This window comes from Psychrobacter sp. CX14 (assembly GCF_057396205.2).
The window spans coordinates 23,211-46,989 of record NZ_JBXYJI020000002.1 but is presented as its reverse complement, the minus strand read 5'-3'; the positions used below and the strand labels follow the sequence as shown (position 1 = coordinate 46,989).

Sequence of the window (23,779 nt, the reverse complement as noted above, 5' to 3'; positions counted from 1 at the left end):
CGCCTTTGGGTGCTGACTGATAACAATACCATCTTGTAGGATGGCAGGGTAACTGTCCGGTGCCAAAGGGATATATTGGCTGGAATTAATATCGGCACTGACTAATTGTGATAGCGCAACAAAGCCATAATCGGTACTGGCGGTATGCGTATATTGAAAGGCTTGGCTGATATTTTCTGCTTGAATGATATTTTTGTTAGCGCTTAAGGTTTGATAGAGTCTTTGCTGTTCCAAAAATGCTTTGGCTGATGCGCCGTAAGGGGCGAGTTCTGGATTGGCAATCGCAATTTTCAATGTCGGCTGAGTTGCCATATCGTTCGAAAGCAGCTGATTCACTTGCGTACTACTTAGTTTAGACTTATCTGCCTCTTGCTTATTATTTAACGGATGCTTGCTACTGTATAACGCCAATTGACCCCGCGCATAAGTAAAGGGCTGATAAGACTGCGCTAACGAGCCTTGCTCTGATTGTTTCTGGTGCTGCTGAGCGTATTTTTCGGATAACTTTGATCCGCTGATAAAAAAATATCATAAGGTGCGCCAGAGTTAATCTGAGCGTACAACTTACCAGAGGACGCATAGGTAACCTCTATATGGGTATTATCATTTGCCTTTACTGAGTCTTGAGCTGAATGGTTTTCATTATACTCATCAATTATAGATGGTAATACACCTGCTAAGTTTGCCGCTGCTGCGATACGCAAAACCTCAGTGTCTTCGCTGGTGTTATGCTCAACTGTTTTTGGCTTTGTTTGAGATTGCGTGGCAGTGTTGTTGTCGCTGTTGTTATGAATGCTAGATTGATTGCTGTTCTGATTGCTTGCTTGATCATTTGAGCAGCTAGCAATCAGGACAGCCAGTGGCAATAATACCAGTTGTTTTAGACGCAACGTCAGGGTTATGGTTGGCTTAGAGGTTAGCGCTGGTTTATGAGTCAATAGGGCGAACATGGGTCACCTAGATAATATTGGGATTAAAACTGACGCAAACAAGAATAGTCATAGTCAGCGAACTACTAACATATTTAGCGTGTGGTGTAGCGCAGCGAAACCCATGTTGACGTCTTTAATCGAATGAAAGTTAAGTGCCTAATTTAGTATCGCGACATCACTGTTGCAGCACTTCTGCGATCGCATTAGCGACATAATCGACATTATGAGTATTTAAGCCGGCGACACACATTCGAGAAGTGGCCAATAGATAGATGGCATAGTCTTCTCGTAGGCGATCGACCTGTTCAGGGGTCAAGCCGGTGAAGCTAAACATCCCCTTTTGAGACGTCAGATAATCAAAGTTATGAGCAGGTAGTTTAGCTTCTAATACCGACTTGAGCTTATAGCGCATAGCTTTGATACGATCTCGCATAGCATATAATTCACCTACCCATTGCTCGTACAACGCATCGTCACCCATGACGATATTGACCACATGTTCTCCGTGGAATGGTGGGGTAGAGTACAGACGGCGTACGATAAGCTTCAGTTGCCCAAATACCCGCGTTGCCTCATCCTCTGACGGGCAGACGATAGACAGGCCACCGACACGCTCCCCATACAAAGACAGATTTTTCGAATATGAGTTACTGACAAACACTGGCAAGCCCAATTCTACCGCTTTGCGAATCGCATAAGCATCGCTGTCTAAGTCCTCACCAAAGCCTTGATAGGCAATGTCCATAAACGGGATAAGCTCACGCTCTTTCACCACTTCCAGTACGGTGTCCCATTGCTCATGCGTCAAGTCAACGCCAGTGGGGTTGTGACAACAAGGATGCATCAGCACCACATCGTGTTTATTCAGGCTCTTAAAGAAGGCGATCAGCGCCTCAAATTTAAGTCCGCCCGTCTCTGTGTCATAGTAAGGATAGCTACCCACTTCAACACCGCTACCTTCAAAAATAGCAACATGATTGACCCAAGTTGGGTCGCTCACGTAGCATTTTGATTTTGGGAACCAAGCATCGATAAATTCCGCACCGACTTTCAAAGCGCCAGAGGCTCCGACTGTGCCAATGGTCGCGACACGATTTTGTTGTAATACTTCCGCATCTTTACCAAACACTAAGTTTTGACAGGCTTTTTGAAAGCCGACCAGTCCCTCCATCGGCAGATAAGGACGCGGAACAATAGGATCGGACAGACGTGCTTCTGCTGTCTTCACGCACTCTAGTACCGGTAGCTGACCGTGCTCATCCAAGTATATACCAACCCCCAAGTTTACTTTATTAGGATTGATGTCCGCCAAATATTGACCCACCAATTCTAAGATGGGATCACCTGCATAAAACTCGACATGTTTAAACATTTTAGAACCTTACGTTTTACGTTGCCCTTTATTGACCTTCATAACGTTCATGAGCCGCATTGAGCAACAATAAGCCACTTTATTGTTATTAATATAACTATTGGGATTATGATTTGGGTTTATGATTAAAGTATAGGTAAAATTAGTGATAATTGCTATGATGCGTCCGTAACATAGTGTCCAAACCTATCGGTCGCAATAACAGTACCAATATAGGTAGCAATATAGGTAGATAGATAGCTCGACAGCATAGCTCAAAAACATAGCTCGAAAAATAGAACACTAAAACTGACACAACCCAAAACAGCCAAAGCAAAACAGCCGTTACAAAACAGCAAATCTATCAATAAATCCCGGAGCAAAAATACCCGCTATTTCATTATTGGGTCAACAGGAGGAAGCGTGTATGACGACAGCGCAGACAGACACCGCACAACAACCGTCCCCAGATCTAAACCAGTCCACTCAACCGCAAAGTGCGCCACACAGCCCACCACACAGCCGCCCGCCCAGTCCACCGCAAAGTCCACTGCCCACGCCACTATGGGCGCTTATCATTGCTGGCCTAGTGATATTGGTTATGGGTATCACCATGATAGGCTTTGGCTGGGTGCCTCACTTGTCGTTGCTATTGGCGATTTGCTTTTTATTCTTTATTGGTAAGACTCGAGGTCTAAGCTTTCAGCAGATGCAAGCCCACATGGCAGAAGGGGTGATGAGTGGTATTGGCGCCATCTATTTGTTTTTCTTTATCGGACTGATGGTCGCCGCTTTGATGATGTCTGGCGCCATTCCGACCCTCATGTATTATGGCTTTGAGCTGATCTCACCTGATTTTTATTATATCTCAGCGTTTGTATTGACCTCGATTATCGGTATTGCCTTGGGCAGTAGTCTCACCACCGTTGCTACCTTAGGCGTTGCGTTTATTGGCATGAGCCATGCCTTCGATGCCAATGTGGCGATAGCGGCGGGTGCGGTGGTCTCTGGCGCATTCTTTGGTGATAAGATGTCGCCGCTATCAGATACGGGCACTATCGCCTCGTCTGTGGTCGGTATTGATTTATTCGAGCACCTTCGCAATATGGTATATACCACCGTACCGGCATGGCTAATCAGTGTCGCATTATTTTGGCTATTCTCAGGGCAGACTCACAGTCCAGAATTGGCTCAAGTCACGGCATTGGCGCAAGGCGAGGTTCTTAGTCAAGCAAGCGAACTGAGCCAAAGCGGCGGTCTTAGTAAAGTCACCGTCCTGCAAGCACAATTGATCGACAGCGGCTTAGTACACCCCTATGCGGTATTGCCGTTTGTGGTATTGATCGTATTGGCCCTACTGCGCGTCAACGCCATTTACACAATTATCGCCACTATCCTCACCGCGTTAGTCATTACATTTAGCCACAGCACGCTCAGCATCGAGCAATTGGGTGGTTACTTCTTTGCAGGCTATACGCCAACTGGCCCCTCTGGGCAGTCGTTAGAATTGGGTGACGTCGGCGATATGTTGTCACGGGGCGGGGTGCAAAGTATGTTCTTTACCCAGACCATTGTGATATTGGCGTTAAGCTTAGGCGGACTGCTAAAAGCCTTGGGTATCTTACCTGCTTTGTTATCAGGGCTACGCGATACCTTAACCAATGCCGGACAAGCCATATTTGCCGCTGCCATGACCGCACTGAGTGTCAACGTATTGATTGGCGAGCAGTATTTAAGTCTATTGCTGGCGGGCACCGCGTTTAGACCGACCTTTGAGCGTCTCAACCTCCATCCGAAGAATTTATCGCGCACCCTCGAAGATGCGGGCACGGTGATTAACCCGTTAGTGCCGTGGAGTGTCTGCGGGGTCTTTATTAGCCAAGCGTTAGACGTTCCGGTATTGGATTATCTGCCTTACGCGTTCTTTTGTTACTTGTCGTTGTTATTGACCCTGATATTTGGCTTTACCGGCTTTACCATTAGTCAAAAACAACCCAAAACCCTAGCCAATCCTCATAACGATCAATGACAATAACACCCAACAATAACCATCAACCTGCCACACTAAACGGGTGCAATGCATCGTATTAACAGTATGAAGGCGATAATACAACAGGAGCTGATCCAGCTTTGTGCTACTATCTGCCCGTCTGTGCAAAGCGTTGGCAAGTGGGCGTTGACTGTCACCTGCTTCGCGTGCCAGCCAACCCCCAGCCATCGCAATTTGCACCGTCAGGCAGTATATCCACTGCAATCTGGGCTAGCGGTCACATCCTGTCGTTTACCACTATCTATCGTAATCTGAATTAATGTCTTCTTTTCTCAAAAGCAAGGCTGGGATGGATTTAACCCCCTTCCTTTCTCAAAGGAAGGTTGGGATGGATTTTTTAACTCCTTCCTTTCTCAAAGGAGGGCTGGGGAGGATTACTTAAAGGAGGGCTGGGGGGATTTTCGGTTGGGATTTCATAAAAAAAAGCTGAACAATTAAATTGTTCAGCCCAGATATTAAAAAATTAGAAATACCAAAAGTATTAAGCTTTAATTAGCATCGTCCTTTAACACTTCCGCCATCGCATTCGCCACATAATCGATGTTGCTGGTATTGAGTCCCGCCACACACATACGTGAGTTGGACACCATATATACCCCAAACTCCGCTCTTAAGCGTTCGACTTGCTCAGGCGTGAGACCAGTGAAGCTAAACATACCATTTTGGGTAGTCAGATAGTCAAAGTTACGACCGGGTACTTTCGCTTCAAGCACTGATTTAAGCTTTAAGCGCATGGCTTTGATACGGTCACGCATACCATACACTTCGCTGACCCATTGCTCATATAGCGCGTCATCATTCATGACGATATCGACGATATGACCGCCATGTGACGGTGGGTTTGAGTATGTACGGCGCACCGTAAATTGCAATTGACCAAATACTCTATCGGCAAGCTCAGCGGTCGGGCAGACCACCGATAGACCGCCGACACGCTCACCATATAATGATAAGTTTTTAGAGAATGAGTTACTGACAAACAGTGGCAAGCCCATATCGACCGCTTTGCGAATCGCATACACGTCGCTGTCCATGTCTTCGCCAAAGCCTTGATAGGCGATATCCATAAACGGGATTAACTCACGGGTTTGGATGACCTCGAGTACTTTGTCCCATTGCGCAGGTGTCAAGTCCATACCGGTAGGGTTATGACAGCAAGGATGCAGGATGACGACGTCGTTTTTATTCAAGGCTTCAAAGAAGGCCACCATCTCATCAAATTTGACGCTGTTGCTGGCTTTGTCATAGTACGGATACTTCGCCACAGGCACATTGCTGTACTCAAAGATAGAGATGTGGTTGCCCCAGGTTGGGTCACTGACATAGGCTTTGGCATCAGGGAACCATTCATTGATAAATTCCGCGCCGATTTTAAGCGCCCCAGAGCCGCCCACTGTGGCAATGGTTGCCACACGTTTGTCTTCTAGTACTTGAGCACCTTTACCAAATAATAGCTCTTGGCACGCTTTACGGTGTCCAGGTAGGCCTTCCATCGGTAGGTAGGGACGCGGAGTGATAGGGTCTGCAATACGCTGTTCTGCTGTCTTCACACAGTCCAGTACCGGCAATTTACCGTCTTCATCATAATACACGCCCACACCAAGATTGACTTTATTAGGGTTTGGGTCAGTGGCAAATTTCTTATTAAGACCTAAAATGGGGTCACCAGGGTAATAATCGACACGATCAAACATATTTTATCCTTTACAGGTTGGTGAGTCATAGCATACAAAGGATAAACCAGAATGAGGGTTAACTCAATCTAAGATTGTTTAGTTTCCTTACTTATCAACTAATAACTTGTATAATGTAAGACGTAATGAACCAATACATACTGAATCAATCAATGAGACCACTTTATGATCTTAACCAATACTGAAAATGCAACGACTGATAAAAGTCAAACTAATAAGATATTAGTTACTGGTGGCGTTGGCTATATCGGCTCACATACTTGTATCGAGCTGATTGAAGCAGGCTATGATGTGGTGGTCTATGACAATTTATCAAACAGTCATCTTGAGGCATTAAAACGTACTGAGCAAATCGCGGGTAAGGAGATACCTTTTATAAAAGGGGATGTGCTTGATGGTGAGCTGTTAAATCAAGTGTTTTCAGAGCATGACTTTTTCGGTGTTATTCACTTTGCAGGATTAAAGGCGGTTGGTGAGTCAGTAGCACAGCCACTTAAATACTACAAAAATAATGTCACCGGTACATTGGTCTTATTAGAGGCAATGCAAGCGCATAATGTGAGAAACTTTGTTTTCTCATCCTCAGCCACGGTGTATGGCGATCCTGAAATCTTACCAATTCCTGAAACAGCACCCAGATCTTGCACCAATCCTTATGGTCAATCCAAGCTAACAGTTGAATATATTTTACAAGACTTAGCTAAAGCAGAACCTAGTTGGAATATTGCGTGTCTACGTTACTTTAATCCGGTAGGGGCACATAGCTCAGGGTTAATCGGGGAAGACCCTAATGGTATCCCCAATAATTTAATGCCTTATATTAGCCAAGTCGCCGTCGGTAAGCTTAAGCAGTTAAGTGTCTTTGGTGGGGACTATGATACGGTTGATGGTACAGGCGTACGCGACTTTATTCATGTAGTCGACTTAGCTAAAGGTCACGTGGCTGCTTTAGACTATCTAGAGCAGAGTCATCAAGCGTCTAAAACAGGTTTGGGTTTTGAGGCGATTAATTTAGGGACTGGTAATGGAAGCTCGGTTCTACAATTAGTAGACGCTTTCGAAACGGCAACAGGTCAAAAGGTACCTTATCAGATAAGTGCTAGACGCCCAGGTGATATAGCTGCTTGTTATGCAGGGGCTGATAAGGCAAAAGCTTTATTGGGTTGGGAGGCTGAACTAACGATTGAGAATATGTGTAAAGACAGTTGGCACTGGCAAAGTCAGAATCCTGACGGCTATAAGTAAAAATCCTGATAGTAGGCAATAAAAAGCAGCCGCTAAATTTTAATTAAGCGACTGCTTTTTATTTTATAATCTAGGCTTAACGTTTAAAAGTTATTAAACTCAATACCAATACCACCACCGATATCTGTTGAGTGAATATCAGAATCAGATACCCAAGCACGGCTCGAAATCAAGGTTTTTGGATTTAGTTGATGCTCCCATGCAACATCCAATACTTTTAACTTGTCTGATTCAGGGAAAGCATGGTTATTATTATATGAGCGGCTACCAACTTTGCCAGATTGATTTACTTTGGCATACTGCATTTTGGCATTAATAAAGTTTTGATTATCTAACCAAAGCTTGCCACCAATAGCGATACTCTCTGTGTCTCCACCTAAAGCATAACCCAATGGATAGCCTTGTTGATAATAACCATCGGTATAATTACTATGATTATAAGAGATACCCCTCACATCACCGCTAGTAAGGGTATCTGTCCACTCCGTATATAGTTGGTAAGGCACCGCACCAAATTGTTCGGTATTAAAGCTTGATGCATAATCAGCGCCAGCAAGGTACATGTTTTTAGCGGGTAGGCCACCAGCTTCATCTTCACCAATGTACTGACCATATACACCGACAGGTGCGTTAATCAAAGATGCTAAATTTACACGAGCATCAAAACCCCCTAATTGGTTTGCAGGGTCAGGATCGCCTGTACCACCATTATCCTTAGTACCTTTTAAAGCATCCCAAAACGAATCCCAATTTTCAGGACGTCCATCACCGCCCCACATAAAGCTACGAGATGCACCAAGCTCTAACCAGTCAGTAGGGTTCGCTGTCAAACGCATACCAATTAGCTTTGCATCATCAGCCGCTTTATAATCCTCTAACTGACCCGCAAATAACTGATACTGCCATGGGCCAATCCAGTTTAGATAGCGATTACTTGGTGCCGCTTGCGTATCACGCTGCATAGTAACCCCCATGACAGGGCGAGACGCATCACCGCGAATTAAGCTACCATCATTACCAGGGCCCCACCATGTGGGTATTTGACCAGCTATCAGCCATTGATTAGCATATTTACCGGCAATGTACGACCCTTCAAAGCTGACATCATCGTCATCAATTAAATCGTCATCTTTTAGATTAACCTGTACATTAAACTCCCAATCATCTTCACTCATTCCTGCTTGAGCGCTGGCTCCGAAGTCTGCCATCTTATCATCAGCAAAGCTTTGAGGTAGTTGCTCTCTGCTGGTTTGTCCATAGGCAGATACTTTAGTATTCACTAATGACTTAGGCTGCTTACTCAGTGTATAACGTACAGATTGAATAATTTGTTGCTGTTCAGTGGTCTGAATTTTTGCATTCGACAACGCTCGATTAATCTCATTAGCAGTCAGAGGCCATGTGCTCGTGCTAATCTGGATCACGCCTTGCGCTTGTAACCAATCAAGCTCAGACTTTAGGCTCATGTCGTTCATGTGTAAGTTTTGAGCGAAGACAGTACTACTGGCTAGCGTAATACCTAATAATAGGCTTAATTTGATAGGGTTTGATAATGCTTTCATAGCAAAGGGCCTTAAAAATTGTCAGAGTAATGTTCTATGTTGATTATCATAGAAAAATAATATTAATTGTGCTTTTTTATAGCTCATAAATAAAGACCTATTTAGTAATAAGTCTTTATTTAATAGGTTTTATATAAGCAAGTAAGCTTATTCCGAAGGCATATATTAGGCGTCTTTATCAATCTTAGAAAAGACAGTTTGAATGGCTTGGGTTGTTTTATCAATTTCACTATCTAGCAATGTAGGATGTACCAAGAACATCAAGCTGGTTTCGCCCAACTGTTTAGCGACGGGTAGTCTCGGATCTGGACGAAGGCCAGTATTATCAAAGGCTTTTTCTAAATAGACCTCAGAGGCAGAGCCTGAGTAGCAAGGAACACCTAACGCATTTATCTCGTCGATAATACGATCACGCGACCAGCCTTCCGGTAGGTTCTCAAGGTTTACATAGACATATAGTTTGTAGTAAGCATGGGTGCAGTTTTCAAAGCCTGACGTCTGTTCCATCACAGGCACATTAAGATAGCCTTTTTCTTCCCATTGCTGGCACGCTTGTAAGATCGCTTGTGCGTTTTTAGTACGTTTAATGGTCCAGTCAGACATACGCGTCAGTTGAATACGACCGATGACAGACTGCATTTCTGTCAGTCGCCAGTTGGTTCCGAAGCTTTCGTGTAGCCAGCGATAGCCGGGTGGGTGTTCGGTTTCATAGACAGCGGCATAGCTTTTACCGTGATCTTTATAGGCCCACATTTTACGCCAAAGCGTTTCATCATTGGTCGTGACCATACCACCTTCACCACCTGTGGTCATGATCTTGTCCTGACAAAAGCTCCAAGCGCCAATATGCCCAATACTACCTACACTGCGACCTTTATATTTAGCACCATGAGCTTGCGCACAGTCTTCAATCACGTATAGTTTATGCTTTTCAGCAAGTGCCATGATGCCATCCATATCACACGGCCATCCTGCTAAGTGGACACAAACGATAGCGCGTGTTTTATCGGTGATTACGGCTTCTATGGTCTCTGGAGAGATATTGCCACTATCTTTATCGATATCAGCAAATACAGGTGTCAGACCGGCATTGACCACACTAGAGATACTAGCGATAAAGGTACGTGGCGTAACGATAACTTCATCGCCAGACTGTAGTTCTAAAGCTTGTAATGCGACATCCAAGGCTAACGTCCCATTACCCATAGCCACGGCGTACTCGCTATCGGCCCACTTTGCAAATTCTTTTTCAAATTCGCGACCCTCTTGTCCGGTCCAATAGTTGACTTTATTAGATAACAGGACACGACTAACCGCATCAGCTTCCTCTTGAGTAAAGCTAGGCCAAGGTTGGAATTGAGTATTTAGCATGATTATAAATCCGTATATTTTTATTTATCGGCTAATAAGTTAAGCAAAATCTTAGGCAAGTTCAGAGCTGGGTTTTATTACTACGTCATCGAACATCATCATAACTACGCCTTCATCGTAGTTACCAAAGCTTTCAGTATTTACGATTTGGTTAACGTTATTTTGTATCAATTCATAGAAATTGACACCCGCACCAAATGCATGCAGATAAGCACCACCAAATCGAGGATTTATTTCAGATAAGAAGTATTTTCCATCTTTGTAGAAAAAGTCTATATCAATTGGCCCATAGAAATTAAAATAAGGAATAATTTCTTTAACTAAATCAAAAAGAGATTCGTCTTTAAATGATACAGTTTTACTGGCGCCACCTATCTTAGTTTCGATTTTCTTTTTAGAAAATGCAGTTACAGCTTTATTACTAATACAGTCCACATAAACGTCTACATCTATGTCTTCACCACTCATTAGTTCTTGAATTATGAAATGGTTATCACTATAGCTGTTTATTCGAGCTTCAAGCTGAGTTAAATTATTTATTTTCTCAGCCCCAACACTGGCGCTTCCAGTTCTTGGTTTGATAAATACAGGAAAGTTAATTTTATTATCCCTTAGACCTGACTTGAAACTTTCTAAACTATCATAGGTAAGAACAGTATCGATATTTTTTTCAGCTAAGAATTTATACATCTCAAACTTATCAAAACATAGTCTAGCTGTTTCATAAGAAGGGCATAAAGGTAGTACACCAAGACTAATAAACTTATCTCTGTTATTCGATAAAACTTCGATTTCAGGATCGATAAGAGTTGTAATAGCTTGAATTGAATTATCTTTACATAACTCTAGAATATATGATAAATATGATGGATCATCTATACGGGGTGATAAAAATGGTTTATCAGCGGAATATAGAGCTGGAGCGTATTTACTACAATCAGTCGCAAATATTTCTGCGTCGATATTATAGCCTTTAAGATTTTGAAGAAGTTTTGCTCTACGTCCTACACTACAAAATAGCATTTTCATAATCTAATCCTCTATGAAGTCTTCTTTTTTACCCCAGAGTAGAGCAAAAGGTTCTGCTTGCATTTCATTTTTAAAGTCTATCAATGATTCTAAATAAGAGTACTGCTGCTGGAATCCAAGTTCATCTTCAGTTTTCGAAATGTCAAATTTTGCTAATAAGGGATCTGGTTTTTCAGGTTTATAAATTTTCTGAGAAGGATTGTTTTTTGGTGAAAAGACCTCAATAATTCCATCAATTTGTTCTTCAAGCGAAACTTCCTTGCCACCAACATTATACATACCGCCAGGAGCGTCAGCCTCAAAACATTGTCCGACAACTTGTGTAAAGTCTTTAATATATACCATTTCCTTTGATCGGGTCGCATCACCCCAAACCTCGATATCTAATGATTTTTGAGCCCTATCCATTAGCATACGGTAGGGCATCATTTGACGTTTAAAGTTGGAGTAGTGATAAGGATTAGGATGATAGTTATATATGGTAAAAAATCTGAGATGAAATCTTCTAAAGTCGTACGTCGCCGCATAATGGTCTATTAAGTCTACGGCCGCATTTTTAGCGATTGTATAAACAGAATGATCACCAGTTAAAGGAAAGCTTTTTGGTTCATCCGCTTTAATCTCATTCGGAGTATTATGATATTGATATTGGTCAAAAGGGGTTTGTGGAAAAACGATTCTTTGACCACCTGCTTTAACCATATATTCTAAAACATTTAATGTGCCTATGGTTATAGATAAAACCAAGGCTGCCGGATTGTAGTTATAGCGAGAGGGGAGTTCTCCTGCCAGATGAACGACACCATAAATATCCATAGGTAGGCAATCAAAAGATTCTTTATTTGTAATATCAACAGAGAAGTAGTGCATACCTTTTGATTCAAAAAAACCATTATCAGAGGGTCTTGATCCAACCGCATATACATCATAGCCAAGTTCTTTTAGATGGACAGATGTGTAGGCACCAAGATTACCTGTGGCACCAAATACAATAATTTTTCTCATATTACTCATTCGCTATTTTATTTAGTTGTGTTGTATATATTGAAGAAGTCAGATGCAGACCATTTTTTCCTAATTAGATTATAACTATTATCTTTTTCTAATAAATATACATTAGGAAAGTATCTAATAAATAAAGGTGAGAGAGTCATTGTATAGGCCCCAACAGATTTATAATGGATCTTATCGCCTATTTTTAATAACTTTGAATCCTGAATCTCAAAGATTTTATCGTACTCTAAACAAGTACCTCCAGCTATTATCTGCAACGGTACTTGAGGAGTTATAGTATTATTAGAAAGTATCGAATAGAAGTAGCTTTGTTTTCTATAAAAAGGGTCTAAGTCGTTTCTAGAGCCATCAGTTGTAATAGCATAAAAGTCTTTGATTTTTTTCACATCGACAACTTGCGATACAAAATCAATGGCTGATGCAACGACTGCATTTCCTGGTTCAACAATAACAGTAATCTGTTCTAGATCAAAATATAGTGATAAACCATTACTTATTGCAGTAAAATATTCATCGAAAGTTGGTTTTCCTTCCATAATGCCATAGAATCCACCACCGATATCGACATACTCCAGTTCTAAAGAGTGTTTCTGCGTTAACTTACCAATATATTTAGCTATTTCTTCATAGGTCTTTACAGCACGAGACAGTGTCGTTCTATGAGCATGTAGCCCAGCTAACTTAATATTACTATATTCTGCAATTTTCTGTAACGCCAACTCCAGCTCGTCATTTTCTGGAGAAAAGCCAAAGCGACTATAACCTTCATTTTGTTTAGCATCTTCTGGTGCAAGAATATCAAGGTCGATATTAATTCTAATACCTACGGAATAAACTTCATCTTTAGGTAGTTCTGAAAGCCAATCAATTTCTTGCTTAGTCTCAATGTTTACAATAGCTCGACTTTTAACGGCTTCTAAAAATGTCAACTTAGATTTTAATGGTCCATTATAAACGATGTTTTTAATATCGAAACCAACCATTTTGGCAAGTTCATATTCATCACTTGAAACTACTTCTGCATAACCACCGTTTTCTTTTATCATTTTTAAAATGTAAGGCAACGAGTTGGTTTTTAAGGAATAGCTGAAAATACTATTTGAAAAATGCTTTGATAAAGAGGACTTGAGAGACTGTATACTAGTATCAAGTGTCTCTTTCTTGACGATAAAAGCCGGTGTTTCTAAATTATGCATATTTTATACTCAGTCTAAAAAATCTTGTTGAGTTACAGCTAATTCGATATCTGCAACATCACTCTTTGTTATTATTTTCTTAATAGTTTTGAAAAATATAAGAGAATCTAGTTTAAAAGAGATATTGTTTACATACCATACATCCATTTCAAACTTATCTTTCCATGTTACTTGATTTCTTCCATTCACTTGAGCCCAGCCAGTAATACCAGGTTTAACAGAATGTCTTAGTCTTTGTTTAGATGTATACATAGGTAGGTACTCTTTTAATAAAGGGCGAGGTCCTATTAAAGACATATCACCCTTTATAACATTAAGTAACTGTGGGATCTCATCTAAAGATGTTTTTCGTAAAAAAGCACCTAAAGGTGTAATACGCTCTCCCATAGGTAGCAAGTTCCCTTCGGAGTCTTTTTTATCATTCATTGTTTTAAACTTAATTAATTTAAAAGTTTTTTCATCTTTCCCTGGCCGTTCCTGAATGAAGAAGGGCTTACCCTCATTAGAGTAGTATAAAGCTACCATTGTTGCTAAAAATACAGGGCTTAATACTACAATTCCAAAGGTGGCGAACAGGAAATCTAGCAGTCTTTTATAGTAAACTTCATACATTCAAGGCTCCCTAACTCAATCTTAAATTAATAATTAAACAAGTTTAATAACAGTCAATGATAAATCTACTAAAACTTAAATATAATACAGAACTATATAATTACTGTTAATTGCATTGTTCTATTATAGATCCATTTCATTTATCATCACTCGATTAACACTATGGACATCAAATTTATCTTCTGCAATTTTACGTGAAGCCTCACCCATTGATCTTATGAGTTCAGGATTAAGAATAAATTTTTCCATGGCCTCAACAAGATCATTGACTGCTTTAACTGGGACTAAGAATCCATTATAGCCATTAATAACCGTTTCACGACAGCCAGGCGCATCAGTAGTAATTATAGGTCTTCCCATGGCCATAGCTTCAAGTACTGTACGAGGAGTCCCTTCACGATATGAAGGTAATACATATATAGAGCTTGCAACAATAGCTGGTTTAACATCACTCAATCGACCCCAAAAATTGAATAGACCTTCTTTAATCCAACTGTCGAGCTCTTGTTGTGTTATAGCTGATGGATTCGAGTCAATATAACCAACTAAATCAAAGTTAATGTGTGGATATTTATATTTTAGGATTCTCGCAGCATTTGCATACTCACGAATACCTTTATCTATTAATAAACGTGCGATTAATAGAAATCTTATTTCAGGCTGATTGTTGATTTTAGGTAATGGAGCATCGTTAATGTTATATTCAGAGATATCAACACCAGAACCATTCACAACTACTGCAGATGTTTTATTATTAATTAATTTTGGTGTAATGGACAAAATTCAGGCTGAGACCCCCTTTAAAGCTATATACTATAAGTATTTGCAAGGATTGAAAGCCATGAATCAAAAAACTGCCCTTTTTGTGGTGAAAAACACACGAAAAAGAATGGTTATAAATCAGGGAAACAGCAGTACAAATGCCTTGTTTGTAATCGGCAGTTTTTAGGTGGCAGGCGGCTCAATAATACAACTTTGTGGCAAGAATATACTCAAGGTAAACAGACTTATAAACAACTTGCTCATAAGTATGGCTGTAGCATAAAGACCATACAAAGGCGACTAGATACTATTGAGATAAAGTCACTTAATAAGCTACCTACTCGTGCCAACATAGTGATGGACACGACCTACTTTGGTAGAACATTTGGCTTAATGGTATTTCTCGACTATACAAGCAAAGCGGTATTACACCACCGTATTATTCACTATGAGACCAACGCTCTGTATAAACTGGGAATAGAGCATATAAAATCACAAGGCATTGATATCACTAGCATTACTTGCGATGGAAGACGAGGTCTTAATGCTTTGTTTAAAGATATACCGATACAAATGTGCCAGTTTCATCAGCTACAGATCATCACTCGATACTTAACTCGTAGGCCTCAAAATATCGCAAGTATTGCACTTAGACAGCTAGCTTTAAATATAAAGGATTATGATAAGACAACGTTCATTCAGGACTTGGATAGATGGTATTTAACTCATGAGGACTACTTAAATGAACGTAGTACCAATATAGATACTGGTAAGACTTGGTACACCCATAAGCGTCTTAGAAGTGCCTATAGAAGCTTGCGAGTAAATAGTGATTGGTTATTCACTTATAGAGAATTAGATGACTTAAACATTCCAAATACAACTAATTCTCTAGAAGGTTTGTTTAGCGAGTTAAAACGCCAATTAAGCAGTCATAATGGGCTCAATAAACAACGTAAGCTTAAGTTTATTAACAACTTTTTAATGACATACTCTGCAGGTTAGCCTGAATTTTGTCCATTAGAGACTAACCGCTCGTTTTTAGCCTGAATTTTGTCCATTACACCTTAATTTTAATTTTTTAAATAAATTAAGGTCATCTGGGTTTTGAAAAAATACTTTTTCAGTTTTAGACAAAGCTTGGCGATATAATTCATGAATAGCTCTTTGAAAATAGCTACGTTTTCCGCTCTCTTCTACTTCCTGAAAAGCATAGCCAAGTCCAGTAATTAGAGCAAATCTATGAGGTACTTTAGCTGCCCATGCTGCTAACATTCCATAAATTACAGGTTTGATTGTATATGTAAGTATGTATTCTGGCTGTATAGTTCTCATAAGAGAATAGAGTGATTTTAGAGTATTTAAATCAGCTATAGGGTTTGTTCCTGTGCGTTGCATTGAAATGTTATGAGTAATGTAGCCTAAGGCTTCTAGTTCTTTTAAAACATTAGGGTAGCTGTCAAAGAGAGGAGTAGCTATATGAATTTCATAACCTCTATTTTTAATAGCCTGAATCAAATGGCCACGAAATTTTAAAATGGAGACTGGATGACTTGCAATAATTAATAGTTTCATTAGGAGTTAGTGCTTTTTGAAGTTTAAAGGTTAGTTAGTTGAGATAAATCTCTAGGTATGCATCTGCATTAGAAGAAAGAGAAAATTTATCTTTAACACGCTCTCTAGCTTTTTTGCCTAATAATTGACGTTCCTCTGCTGTCAAGTTTAAAGCTCTGTTTATAGCGTCGGACAAGGCATTATTATTTTTAGGTTCTACAAGAAAGCCGGTTTCCCCTAAAGCTTCAGCCACGCCGCCACAATCAGTGGAAACGATTAAACATTCAGTAGACATAGCTTCTAATATAACCATAGGTAGCCCTTCCCAAGCGGAGGACATAACATATAAATCACATGCAGACATAAGTTGCTGAATATCTTTTCTTTCACCTAAAAATTCAATAAAGTTTGAGATTTGTAACTTCTGAATCTGATTAACAAATTCATCTTTAAGGGGGCCGTCACCGACGATGTATAGTTTAAAGTCTTTCCGAACTTTTATCAGTTTGGCAATTGACTCAAACAAATTAGGATAGTCTTTAGCTTCATGAAATCTACCTACCGCTAAAAGCATCAGCTTATTACCGACATCTAATTGTTTGCGTTTTATTTCTCTATAATTATCATCGTGTGTGAACTTATGGATATCAATTCCATTTGGAATACAAGTAATATTATTTTCTTTAACTGCGCCTTTCGCAATTAGTGAGCTAACCGCATCATGACTCACATTCGTGGATAAGTCTGCAAGATTCTGTGTAAAACGGTAGGATAACATTCTAAGCGTCCCACCTTCATTACTGCTATGTGATGTACATATCAGCTTTGGAATACGAATGGATAACCTGACTAGTCTCGAGATTATATTTGCGTGATACATATGGCTATGAACTACATCAGGCTTATAGTTCTTAATAATATTACGTATAACAGCATATGCGTGAACAAAATCTTTAGGCCCATTCATATTAACGGGTATAAGCTGAACAGACTTATTTTTAGGCTGAACAACTGCTTTTCCAGTTAAATATATTATCTTGACGTCATGTCCACGATTTACAAGCTCATCAGATAAGCTGGTAACTAAGTGCTCAGCCCCGCCCATCCCTAATCCAGTTACTATCATTAATATTTTCATACCTGTGCTCAGCTCAATTAGTAATCGTTAGTAATAAGGGTGCCTAAAAATTGTAAAGAATGGACTAAAGGATTAGTTTGTATAAAGTTAAGTCTACTTATTTTTTAATAGTTTATGAACCAGAGTGGTAATAAAATAAACGATAATTAATGGGTAAAAAATATTCCTGATATATGCTGAAATAGACCCTAAAGAGTTTCTCTGAATCCAAAAGCCTATAGTGACACCGATGATAAGTATTATAACAGACATGAAGTTACTTCTCATACTTGAGTATGTCCGCCATAAGAGACTAAGAATTAAAGGTATGAAAATTGATATAAATACAACACCACCATACCCAAATGATGCATAGGCTTCTGCCCACACATTATAAGCAAGACCATAATCTAAACCATAAAATAAAGATGGCTGAAAATGGTCATTAAAATATGAAGAAGAGTATCCAAATAGACTGGTTGGGATAGGCAGTAAGGCTAGAAAAGAATAAAAGTAATAGATCTTATCTGACTTATAATTATTAACTAAAACATAATCAAGGATTTGAGAAGTAGATAAAAACTCACTACCTGAAAGTAAATATGATATATCAAAGTTTTCTAACCATAACAATAAGCCTTCATTTATTCCGTAGAAGAGTATATAACTGTAAAGACGCTTACTTAATATGAGTACTAATAAGGCTACAAGACCTGATATAACAAGTTTGTATTTAGATATTAATCTAAGGCGATTGTTTTCTAATAACAAGATACAGGCCCCGAGAACCGCAGTTGTGAAAGCAACTCTTCCTCCGTATACTAGTGATGAAAGTAGAAGTAAACTAAAAATAATCAGAAATGATTTGCTTTTTGTCTTAAGAGCAAGTAAAAAACCTGCTACAGGAAAATAAGAATAAAGAATAAAAATACAATAAATTACCTGTTCCTTCTGAAATTTCTTTTTTATTCGTAGACGAAAGCAGTATCGGCATATAAAGAAATAAGCCAATAAGTGAAAAAACAAAATAACCTTTAATCCATTTTATCTATACTTGCGGGTTGTAGGTGTTTGATAGGGTAGTTAGTTCTAGTGGTTAGCAATACTATACTGGAGCCAAGATATGCAAGCCCCATTACTACGAAAAATATCCGGAGATGCACTTATATATTGTCCAGAATAAGGATTAACGATAACTCCGAAGAATAAAACAACACTATATAAAAATAATATAAGAATATAGACAGCAATAAAATCAAACTTTCTCACCACAAAAAGTAATAGAGAGATAGTTGTTACTGCATTAGTAATGAAAAAAATATATTGAATGTTGCCCATAATTGCTCATAGTATATTATTTTTAGTTTGATAACTTAAATTATCTAAAAGTAATTAAATCAATATGATTCAGGAGATTTATTTTGTATTCTATCTTTTATATTAAGAAGTAGCCCAGCGGGTAAATAAAGTATAGGAACAGAACTGATGAGTATCTTCGGAAGTTTTTAAATCGCCACCAATTAGAAGCTGCTCGGAACTTTAGTTTAAATTTAGAGTAATGCTTATATTGATTTTTATAAACGTATAACGTTGAGTTTATACAGCGATATCTGTTTTTAATACTATTATCAGTTAGGCCACCGTCTAAGTATTCACAAATATAGCCTTTAAAGTTTATAAACTTAGTCATACCTTTTTTACTAAGCCATAAGAACATGGGAGATTCTGCCATAAAGTTCTCACCATCAAATTCAGGAAAGAAAAAGCCATTTAGAGAAACCTGTCCTTATAAGATCTGCTTTATCGCCCGAAATATTTGATAAATCCTATCTAAATAGGTGTTTAATTCTTTTGGATTATCAAATTTGTCACCTATTGTTTTTCCATCTGGATAGGCCCTTAGAAAAGAAATAGATATATAATCATTGCTAAGTTTGGATGCTTCTATATCTAGATACTCAATTGCATCGTTTTTCAGCCAATCATCACTATCAACAATTAATACCCACTCTGTAACAACTTTTTTAAAAGCCATATTTAAAGCGGTATGTTTACCGCCATTATCTTTTCTAAAGTATCTTATCTGAATTTTATCTTCAGCAATAAAACTTTTAATAGTTTCTGTAGTATTATCGATGCTTCCGTCATCGATGATGAGCCATTCAAAGTTTTTTGATGTCTGTTTTATAAGTGATTCGTAAAGAATTGGCAGGGTATGGGCTCTGTTATAAGTAGGCGTAATTACTGTTATCATTTTAAGGTTTGCTCTTTTCTTGAGTTTATCGATAAAACTAATATCTAAATAAGTTTGAAAAATGAATAAAAAGATATATGTTACTAATCGAGTTAAGTGATAATTAATTGGTAAAGGAAACTTCTACTGTTGTTTAAGTTCTTAGAGGTACATTTTTAATCAAACTATTGCTACATTCCTATATTAAATATTGCGGAACATTAGCTTATGTGTTTATCAGCACTCTTAAAAGAAAGCTTAAATGAAACTTGGTTATTTATAATTTACGACTCAAAGCAGCATGGAAAGCAAAAAATAGAAATATTTCTGTAACGATTGTTGAAGTTACTGCACCTATGGTCCCAAAGATAGGGATAGTAATAAAGTTAATAATAAGTTCAACAAAGCTGCAGCTCCCATAATTTTAACTTTAGTATCGATTAAGTCTTTGGTGTGCATTATTGAATCAGAATTCAATGTTAAAAACTTTATAGGGATATATACTGCTAAGGAATAAAGAATATAAAGCGCGGGAATGTATTTGTCACCAAATACAACGGTTATAAAAGGCTTTATGCAGACTATAAATGTAAGAAAGAAATAAGCCCCCTACTATAAGACTATACTTAATATGGTTCTTGTATGTATGTTTTAGAGCAGCTTTATTAGCCGTAGCTAAGGTATGAATCTTTTTTAATCTGAAAGTTAAGAAATAAACTCCCGGGATGAGACATACAGCTGTTACAAATACTAAAGAGAAGCCATAGTAACCTACTTCTGTATAATCTAAATAATAGCTTAATATTAATATATCGCTCTGGTAATATATTAAGTAAAACAATCCAGAGAGTCCGTAAGGATATGAATTTTTCAATAATTTAAGTAGGCTAACTTCATCATCATTTAACTTAGAACTACTAGGTGTTTTAAGCGCTAATTCAGCCTTAGTTAATTGCTTAAGGCTTATAATAGACATCAATACCACTATTATCGCTGATAAACTATATGCGACTGCTACATTATAAATGCTAGGAGTTCTTATAGTCAGTACTAAAACTAAGGAAACTAACATTAGTAGTTTAGGCGCCAATTGCCATATCGACAACAGCTTATAGTTTTCCTCGAGTTGGTACTTAAGAGTCGTAAATGAATTATATGAAATAGATATCATATATAAGAAAAAAAAGCAATAGATTATGAAGTAGTTTTCAAGCCCGTTTTTATAATAAGACCAACCTTGTAAGATCACAAATCCAGTGTTGTAGTTATTACCAACTTCTGAATAACTGCTTTCATCCATCTTGATGCATACTTACCTTCCTCGGAATAGGCACGTAATAAAAAGCTTGTAACCCCGAAGGCTACAATGGGTGCTACTAAGTTGACTAAGTTGATTACAGACGTATAAATACCATAATCATTAACGGAAGCACTTTAGCTAAATATAGCTGTACAAGAAAACCTGAGCCAGCACCTATAAAGACACTAAAGATTAGGTAAAGTATCGATCGCATTAATTATTGATCCTGATTCTTTAAATACCAAATCATGGCTTTATCAATGCCTTGAGAGATTTTAAATTTCGGCTCATATCCGAGTAGGCTGTTGGCTTTACTTACATCGGCTTGACTGTGACGCACATCCCCTGGTCTGAAGTCGCGATAAGTTGGTTCCTGCTCGTAGGTTACATCATTATCTGCTAATGCAGATCTAATGGCATTAAACAGTTCATTCAGCGTAGTGCGATCACCAACTGCTACGTTATACACTTGATTGGTAGCGTCTTCATTTTGAGTTGTCGCCGCTAATATATTGGCTTGTACCGTATTTTCGATATAGCAGAAGTCGCGGCTGGTATCGCCATCACCATTGATGAATACCGTATCATTCTTGATCATGGCAGCAGTCCACTTAGGGATTACTGCTGCATAAGCACCGTCTGGATCTTGGCGACCGACCAAAGACATTGAAGTAGCGTAAACCAATGCTCTTGAAACCATATGAGCGAGCGAAGACATCGGCATAAAGCTCATTCACAATTTCGTGACCGCATAAGGAGACAACGGCTTACCAATTTTGTCTTCAACTTTGGGTAGGCCAGGGTGGTCACCATAGGTTGAGCTACTAGCGGCATATGTAAAGCTTTTGACTTCTGCATCACGCGCAGCGGTTAGCATATTCAAGAAGCCTGAGATGTTGACCTCATTAGTCGTAATAGGGTCAGCAAGTGAGCGAGGTACTGAACCAAGAGCTGCTTGATGAAGTACGTAATCAACACCTGAGCAGACCTTTTGACAGTCTGTGAAGTTACGAATATCACCTTCAATAAATCTAAAACGTTGCCATTGTTCAGCAGATACTAAGCTTTGCACTTCATCTAAGTTTTTCTGATAACCAGTAGCAAAGTTATCTAACCCAACTACAGTTTGGTTGAGCTTTATAACGTCTCAAGAAGGTTTGAGCCAATAAAGCCTGCAACCCCTGTGACAAGCCAGTCTTAGGAGTGGCAATTAGGTCTTGTTGAATTTTTTGGTATTGGGTCATAGAATGTTACTCTTTTATATTTCATAAATTCAGCAGATATAGGGTTTTACTCTATAGTTGTGAGCTTTTTACAAACGAATATCACTCAGCTCACTATCAAATAGATATTTTAAATCATAAAGTACATGATTCTGATTACCTAGTGCTCGAAATTTTATCTACACCCATTTCAACGAACTGATTATGAGCCACTGCCAAGATAATGCCATCGTAGCTATTTCGTTCTAGATTAGCAATGTCATTAATAGGAGTAATGTCATACTCATGTTGAGCCTCATTAGCATCTACCCAAGGATCGTAGACATCAACGTCGATGTTGTACTCTGCAAGCTCATGAACGATATCAATCACTTTGGTATTGCGCACATCAGGACAGTTTTCTTTAAAACTCAATCCTAATATTAAAACCCTCGCACCTCAACTTGAATGCGTTTTTTAATCATAGTTTTACTAACTGCGTAACGACATATTCGCCATACTATATTAAGTCGACGACCCGCTAATATAATTTCTGGGTTATAACCAATCGCTTGTGCTTTATGGAGTCAAGTAGTAAGGGTCTACACCGATACAGTGTCCTCCCACCAGACCTGGTCGGAAAGGTAGGAAGTTCCATTTAGTACCAGCAGCAGTTAATACTGCTTCGGTATCAATCCCCATTTTATTGAAGATTACTGCCAGTTCATTAATTAAAGCAATATTCACATCACGCTGGGTATTTTCAATAACCATAGCCGCTTCAGCGACTTTAATAGAAGGCGCCTTATGTGTGCCAGCAGTAATTATTAAGTTGTATACCTGATCGACTAAATCAGCCACTTCAGTCGTTGAGCCTGCGGTAACTTTTAGAATGTTAGTCACTCGATGTTCTTTATCACCTGGATTAATACGCTCAGGGCTATAACCTGCATAGAAGTCTTGGTTAAATTTAAGTCCTGAGCTATGTTCTAATTCAGGGATACACACTTCCTCAGTTGCGCCCAGGGTAAACGGTTGATTCGTAACCCACAATATCGCCCTTTTTAAGTACACCTACCAATGGCAGTAGAAGCTTTAATTAAAGGGGTTAAGTCGGGTTGTTTATAGGCATCGATAGGGGTGGGAACAGTGACGATATAAAAGTTACAGTCTTCAAGGTCCTAATAGTTGAACTAAACTCTAATTGTTTAGCACTAGCTAGCTCTTCTTCACTCACTTCTAAGGTATGATCGGTTCCAGAATGAAGCTCTGATATTCTATTTTGATTAATATCAAAGCCAATGACAGAATAATTTTTTCCGAATTCGACTGCCAAAGGTAAGCCGACATAGCCTAGTCCTATAACTGCAATCTTAAGGTCTTCAAGATTTAACATGGATCACCTTTCAATTTAGAGTTTTTTTTTAGTATTAATATATTTAATAGATTTTTGAGATACTTTATATCAGTTGGGCTTATAGCCGTCTACATAATGGATAAATTGGTGTTTTAACCAATTGACATCATGATGTTGTGAACGAGTAGATAATTCAGA

The 23,779-nt window shown here is 38.8% G+C and carries 19 protein-coding genes and 3 pseudogenes; 3 read left to right on the top strand and 19 right to left on the bottom strand.

Annotated features, from left to right (window positions below):
- The 3 genes from modA to AC2SLO_RS12580 all read right to left on the bottom strand — a co-directional run.
- On the bottom strand, window positions 1–519 hold a 519-nt coding region (modA, locus tag AC2SLO_RS12590), incomplete at its 3' end, for a molybdate ABC transporter substrate-binding protein (RefSeq protein WP_495637123.1).
- Window positions 450–950, bottom strand: a complete 501-nt coding sequence (locus AC2SLO_RS12585; RefSeq protein WP_495637122.1) for a substrate-binding domain-containing protein — start codon at window positions 948–950, stop codon at window positions 450–452. The genes AC2SLO_RS12585 and modA, both read right to left, overlap by 70 nt.
- Window positions 951–1,107: 157 nt before the next feature.
- Window positions 1,108–2,304 carry an amino acid aminotransferase gene (locus AC2SLO_RS12580; RefSeq protein WP_486541460.1) on the bottom strand — a complete coding sequence of 399 codons (1,197 nt, stop codon included), beginning with the start codon at window positions 2,302–2,304 and terminating at the stop codon, window positions 1,108–1,110.
- A 406-nt stretch (window positions 2,305–2,710) separates the two neighbouring features.
- On the opposite strand from AC2SLO_RS12580, the gene AC2SLO_RS12575 reads away from it, so the two are divergent.
- Window positions 2,711–4,312 carry a Na+/H+ antiporter NhaC family protein gene (locus AC2SLO_RS12575; RefSeq protein ID WP_486541462.1) on the top strand — a complete coding sequence of 534 codons (1,602 nt, stop codon included), beginning with the start codon at window positions 2,711–2,713 and terminating at the stop codon, window positions 4,310–4,312.
- Between the two features lie 509 nt (window positions 4,313–4,821).
- Here the strand turns inward: AC2SLO_RS12575 and AC2SLO_RS12570 are convergent.
- Window positions 4,822–6,027, bottom strand: coding sequence for an amino acid aminotransferase (locus AC2SLO_RS12570; RefSeq protein ID WP_486541464.1), 1,206 nt, complete (start codon window positions 6,025–6,027; stop codon window positions 4,822–4,824).
- 165 nt (window positions 6,028–6,192) lie between these two features.
- On the opposite strand from AC2SLO_RS12570, the gene galE reads away from it, so the two are divergent.
- A complete protein-coding gene (gene galE, locus AC2SLO_RS12565) occupies window positions 6,193–7,272 on the top strand; it encodes a UDP-glucose 4-epimerase GalE (RefSeq protein ID WP_486541466.1) in 1,080 nt (359 codons plus the stop codon).
- 83 nt (window positions 7,273–7,355) lie between these two features.
- Here galE and AC2SLO_RS12560 read toward each other — a convergent pair whose 3' ends face one another.
- The 7 genes and pseudogenes from AC2SLO_RS12560 to AC2SLO_RS12530 all read right to left on the bottom strand — a co-directional run.
- Window positions 7,356–8,834, bottom strand: a complete 1,479-nt coding sequence (locus AC2SLO_RS12560) for a capsule assembly Wzi family protein (RefSeq protein ID WP_486541468.1) — start codon at window positions 8,832–8,834, stop codon at window positions 7,356–7,358.
- 165 nt (window positions 8,835–8,999) lie between these two features.
- Window positions 9,000–10,205 carry a DegT/DnrJ/EryC1/StrS family aminotransferase gene (locus AC2SLO_RS12555; protein ID WP_486541469.1) on the bottom strand — a complete coding sequence of 402 codons (1,206 nt, stop codon included), beginning with the start codon at window positions 10,203–10,205 and terminating at the stop codon, window positions 9,000–9,002.
- Window positions 10,206–10,256: 51 nt separating this feature from the next.
- Window positions 10,257–11,234, bottom strand: a complete 978-nt coding sequence (locus tag AC2SLO_RS12550; protein ID WP_486541471.1) for an ATP-grasp domain-containing protein — start codon at window positions 11,232–11,234, stop codon at window positions 10,257–10,259.
- A 3-nt stretch (window positions 11,235–11,237) separates the two neighbouring features.
- Window positions 11,238–12,239, bottom strand: a complete 1,002-nt coding sequence (locus tag AC2SLO_RS12545; protein WP_486541473.1) for an NAD-dependent epimerase/dehydratase family protein — start codon at window positions 12,237–12,239, stop codon at window positions 11,238–11,240.
- Window positions 12,240–12,256: 17 nt separating this feature from the next.
- Window positions 12,257–13,444, bottom strand: coding sequence for a type III PLP-dependent enzyme domain-containing protein (locus tag AC2SLO_RS12540; RefSeq protein ID WP_486541475.1), 1,188 nt, complete (start codon window positions 13,442–13,444; stop codon window positions 12,257–12,259).
- Between the two features lie 9 nt (window positions 13,445–13,453).
- Window positions 13,454–14,056, bottom strand: a complete 603-nt coding sequence (locus AC2SLO_RS12535) for a sugar transferase (RefSeq protein ID WP_486541477.1) — start codon at window positions 14,054–14,056, stop codon at window positions 13,454–13,456.
- Window positions 14,057–14,179: 123 nt separating this feature from the next.
- A pseudogene (locus tag AC2SLO_RS12530) lies at window positions 14,180–14,821 on the bottom strand (glycosyltransferase family 4 protein); the annotation flags it as partial.
- A gap of 66 nt (window positions 14,822–14,887) precedes the next feature.
- On the opposite strand from AC2SLO_RS12530, the gene AC2SLO_RS12525 reads away from it, so the two are divergent.
- The gene (locus tag AC2SLO_RS12525; protein WP_495637094.1) at window positions 14,888–15,823 is read left to right on the top strand and encodes an IS256 family transposase, variant Zn-binding type; all 936 of its coding nucleotides are present in this window, start codon (window positions 14,888–14,890) and stop codon (window positions 15,821–15,823) included.
- Between the two features lie 36 nt (window positions 15,824–15,859).
- On the opposite strand, the gene AC2SLO_RS12520 is transcribed toward AC2SLO_RS12525, so the two are convergent.
- From AC2SLO_RS12520 to tviB, 8 genes and pseudogenes are all read right to left on the bottom strand, one after another.
- Complete coding sequence (locus tag AC2SLO_RS12520) at window positions 15,860–16,393, bottom strand: glycosyltransferase (protein ID WP_495637121.1); 534 nt, start codon at window positions 16,391–16,393, stop codon at window positions 15,860–15,862.
- A 34-nt stretch (window positions 16,394–16,427) separates the two neighbouring features.
- Entirely contained in the window at window positions 16,428–17,510 is a 1,083-nt protein-coding gene (locus AC2SLO_RS12515; protein ID WP_486541481.1) for a glycosyltransferase, read from the bottom strand.
- A 93-nt stretch (window positions 17,511–17,603) separates the two neighbouring features.
- The gene (locus AC2SLO_RS12510) at window positions 17,604–18,260 is read right to left on the bottom strand and encodes a hypothetical protein (RefSeq protein WP_495637120.1); all 657 of its coding nucleotides are present in this window, start codon (window positions 18,258–18,260) and stop codon (window positions 17,604–17,606) included.
- Between the two features lie 1,015 nt (window positions 18,261–19,275).
- Window positions 19,276–19,743 carry a glycosyltransferase gene (locus tag AC2SLO_RS12505; RefSeq protein WP_495637119.1) on the bottom strand — a complete coding sequence of 156 codons (468 nt, stop codon included), beginning with the start codon at window positions 19,741–19,743 and terminating at the stop codon, window positions 19,276–19,278.
- Between the two features lie 523 nt (window positions 19,744–20,266).
- Entirely contained in the window at window positions 20,267–21,022 is a 756-nt protein-coding gene (locus AC2SLO_RS12500; RefSeq protein WP_495637118.1) for an oligosaccharide flippase family protein, read from the bottom strand.
- Between the two features lie 217 nt (window positions 21,023–21,239).
- Window positions 21,240–22,163, bottom strand: a pseudogene (locus AC2SLO_RS12495) (NAD-dependent epimerase/dehydratase family protein).
- Entirely contained in the window at window positions 22,129–22,266 is a 138-nt protein-coding gene (locus AC2SLO_RS12490) for a hypothetical protein (protein ID WP_495637117.1), read from the bottom strand. The pseudogene AC2SLO_RS12495 and the gene AC2SLO_RS12490 overlap by 35 nt, the downstream one beginning before the upstream one ends.
- Before the next feature lie 68 nt (window positions 22,267–22,334).
- Window positions 22,335–23,620 (bottom strand): annotated as a pseudogene (gene tviB, locus AC2SLO_RS12485) (Vi polysaccharide biosynthesis UDP-N-acetylglucosamine C-6 dehydrogenase TviB).
- Between the last annotated feature and the right edge of the window lie 159 nt (window positions 23,621–23,779).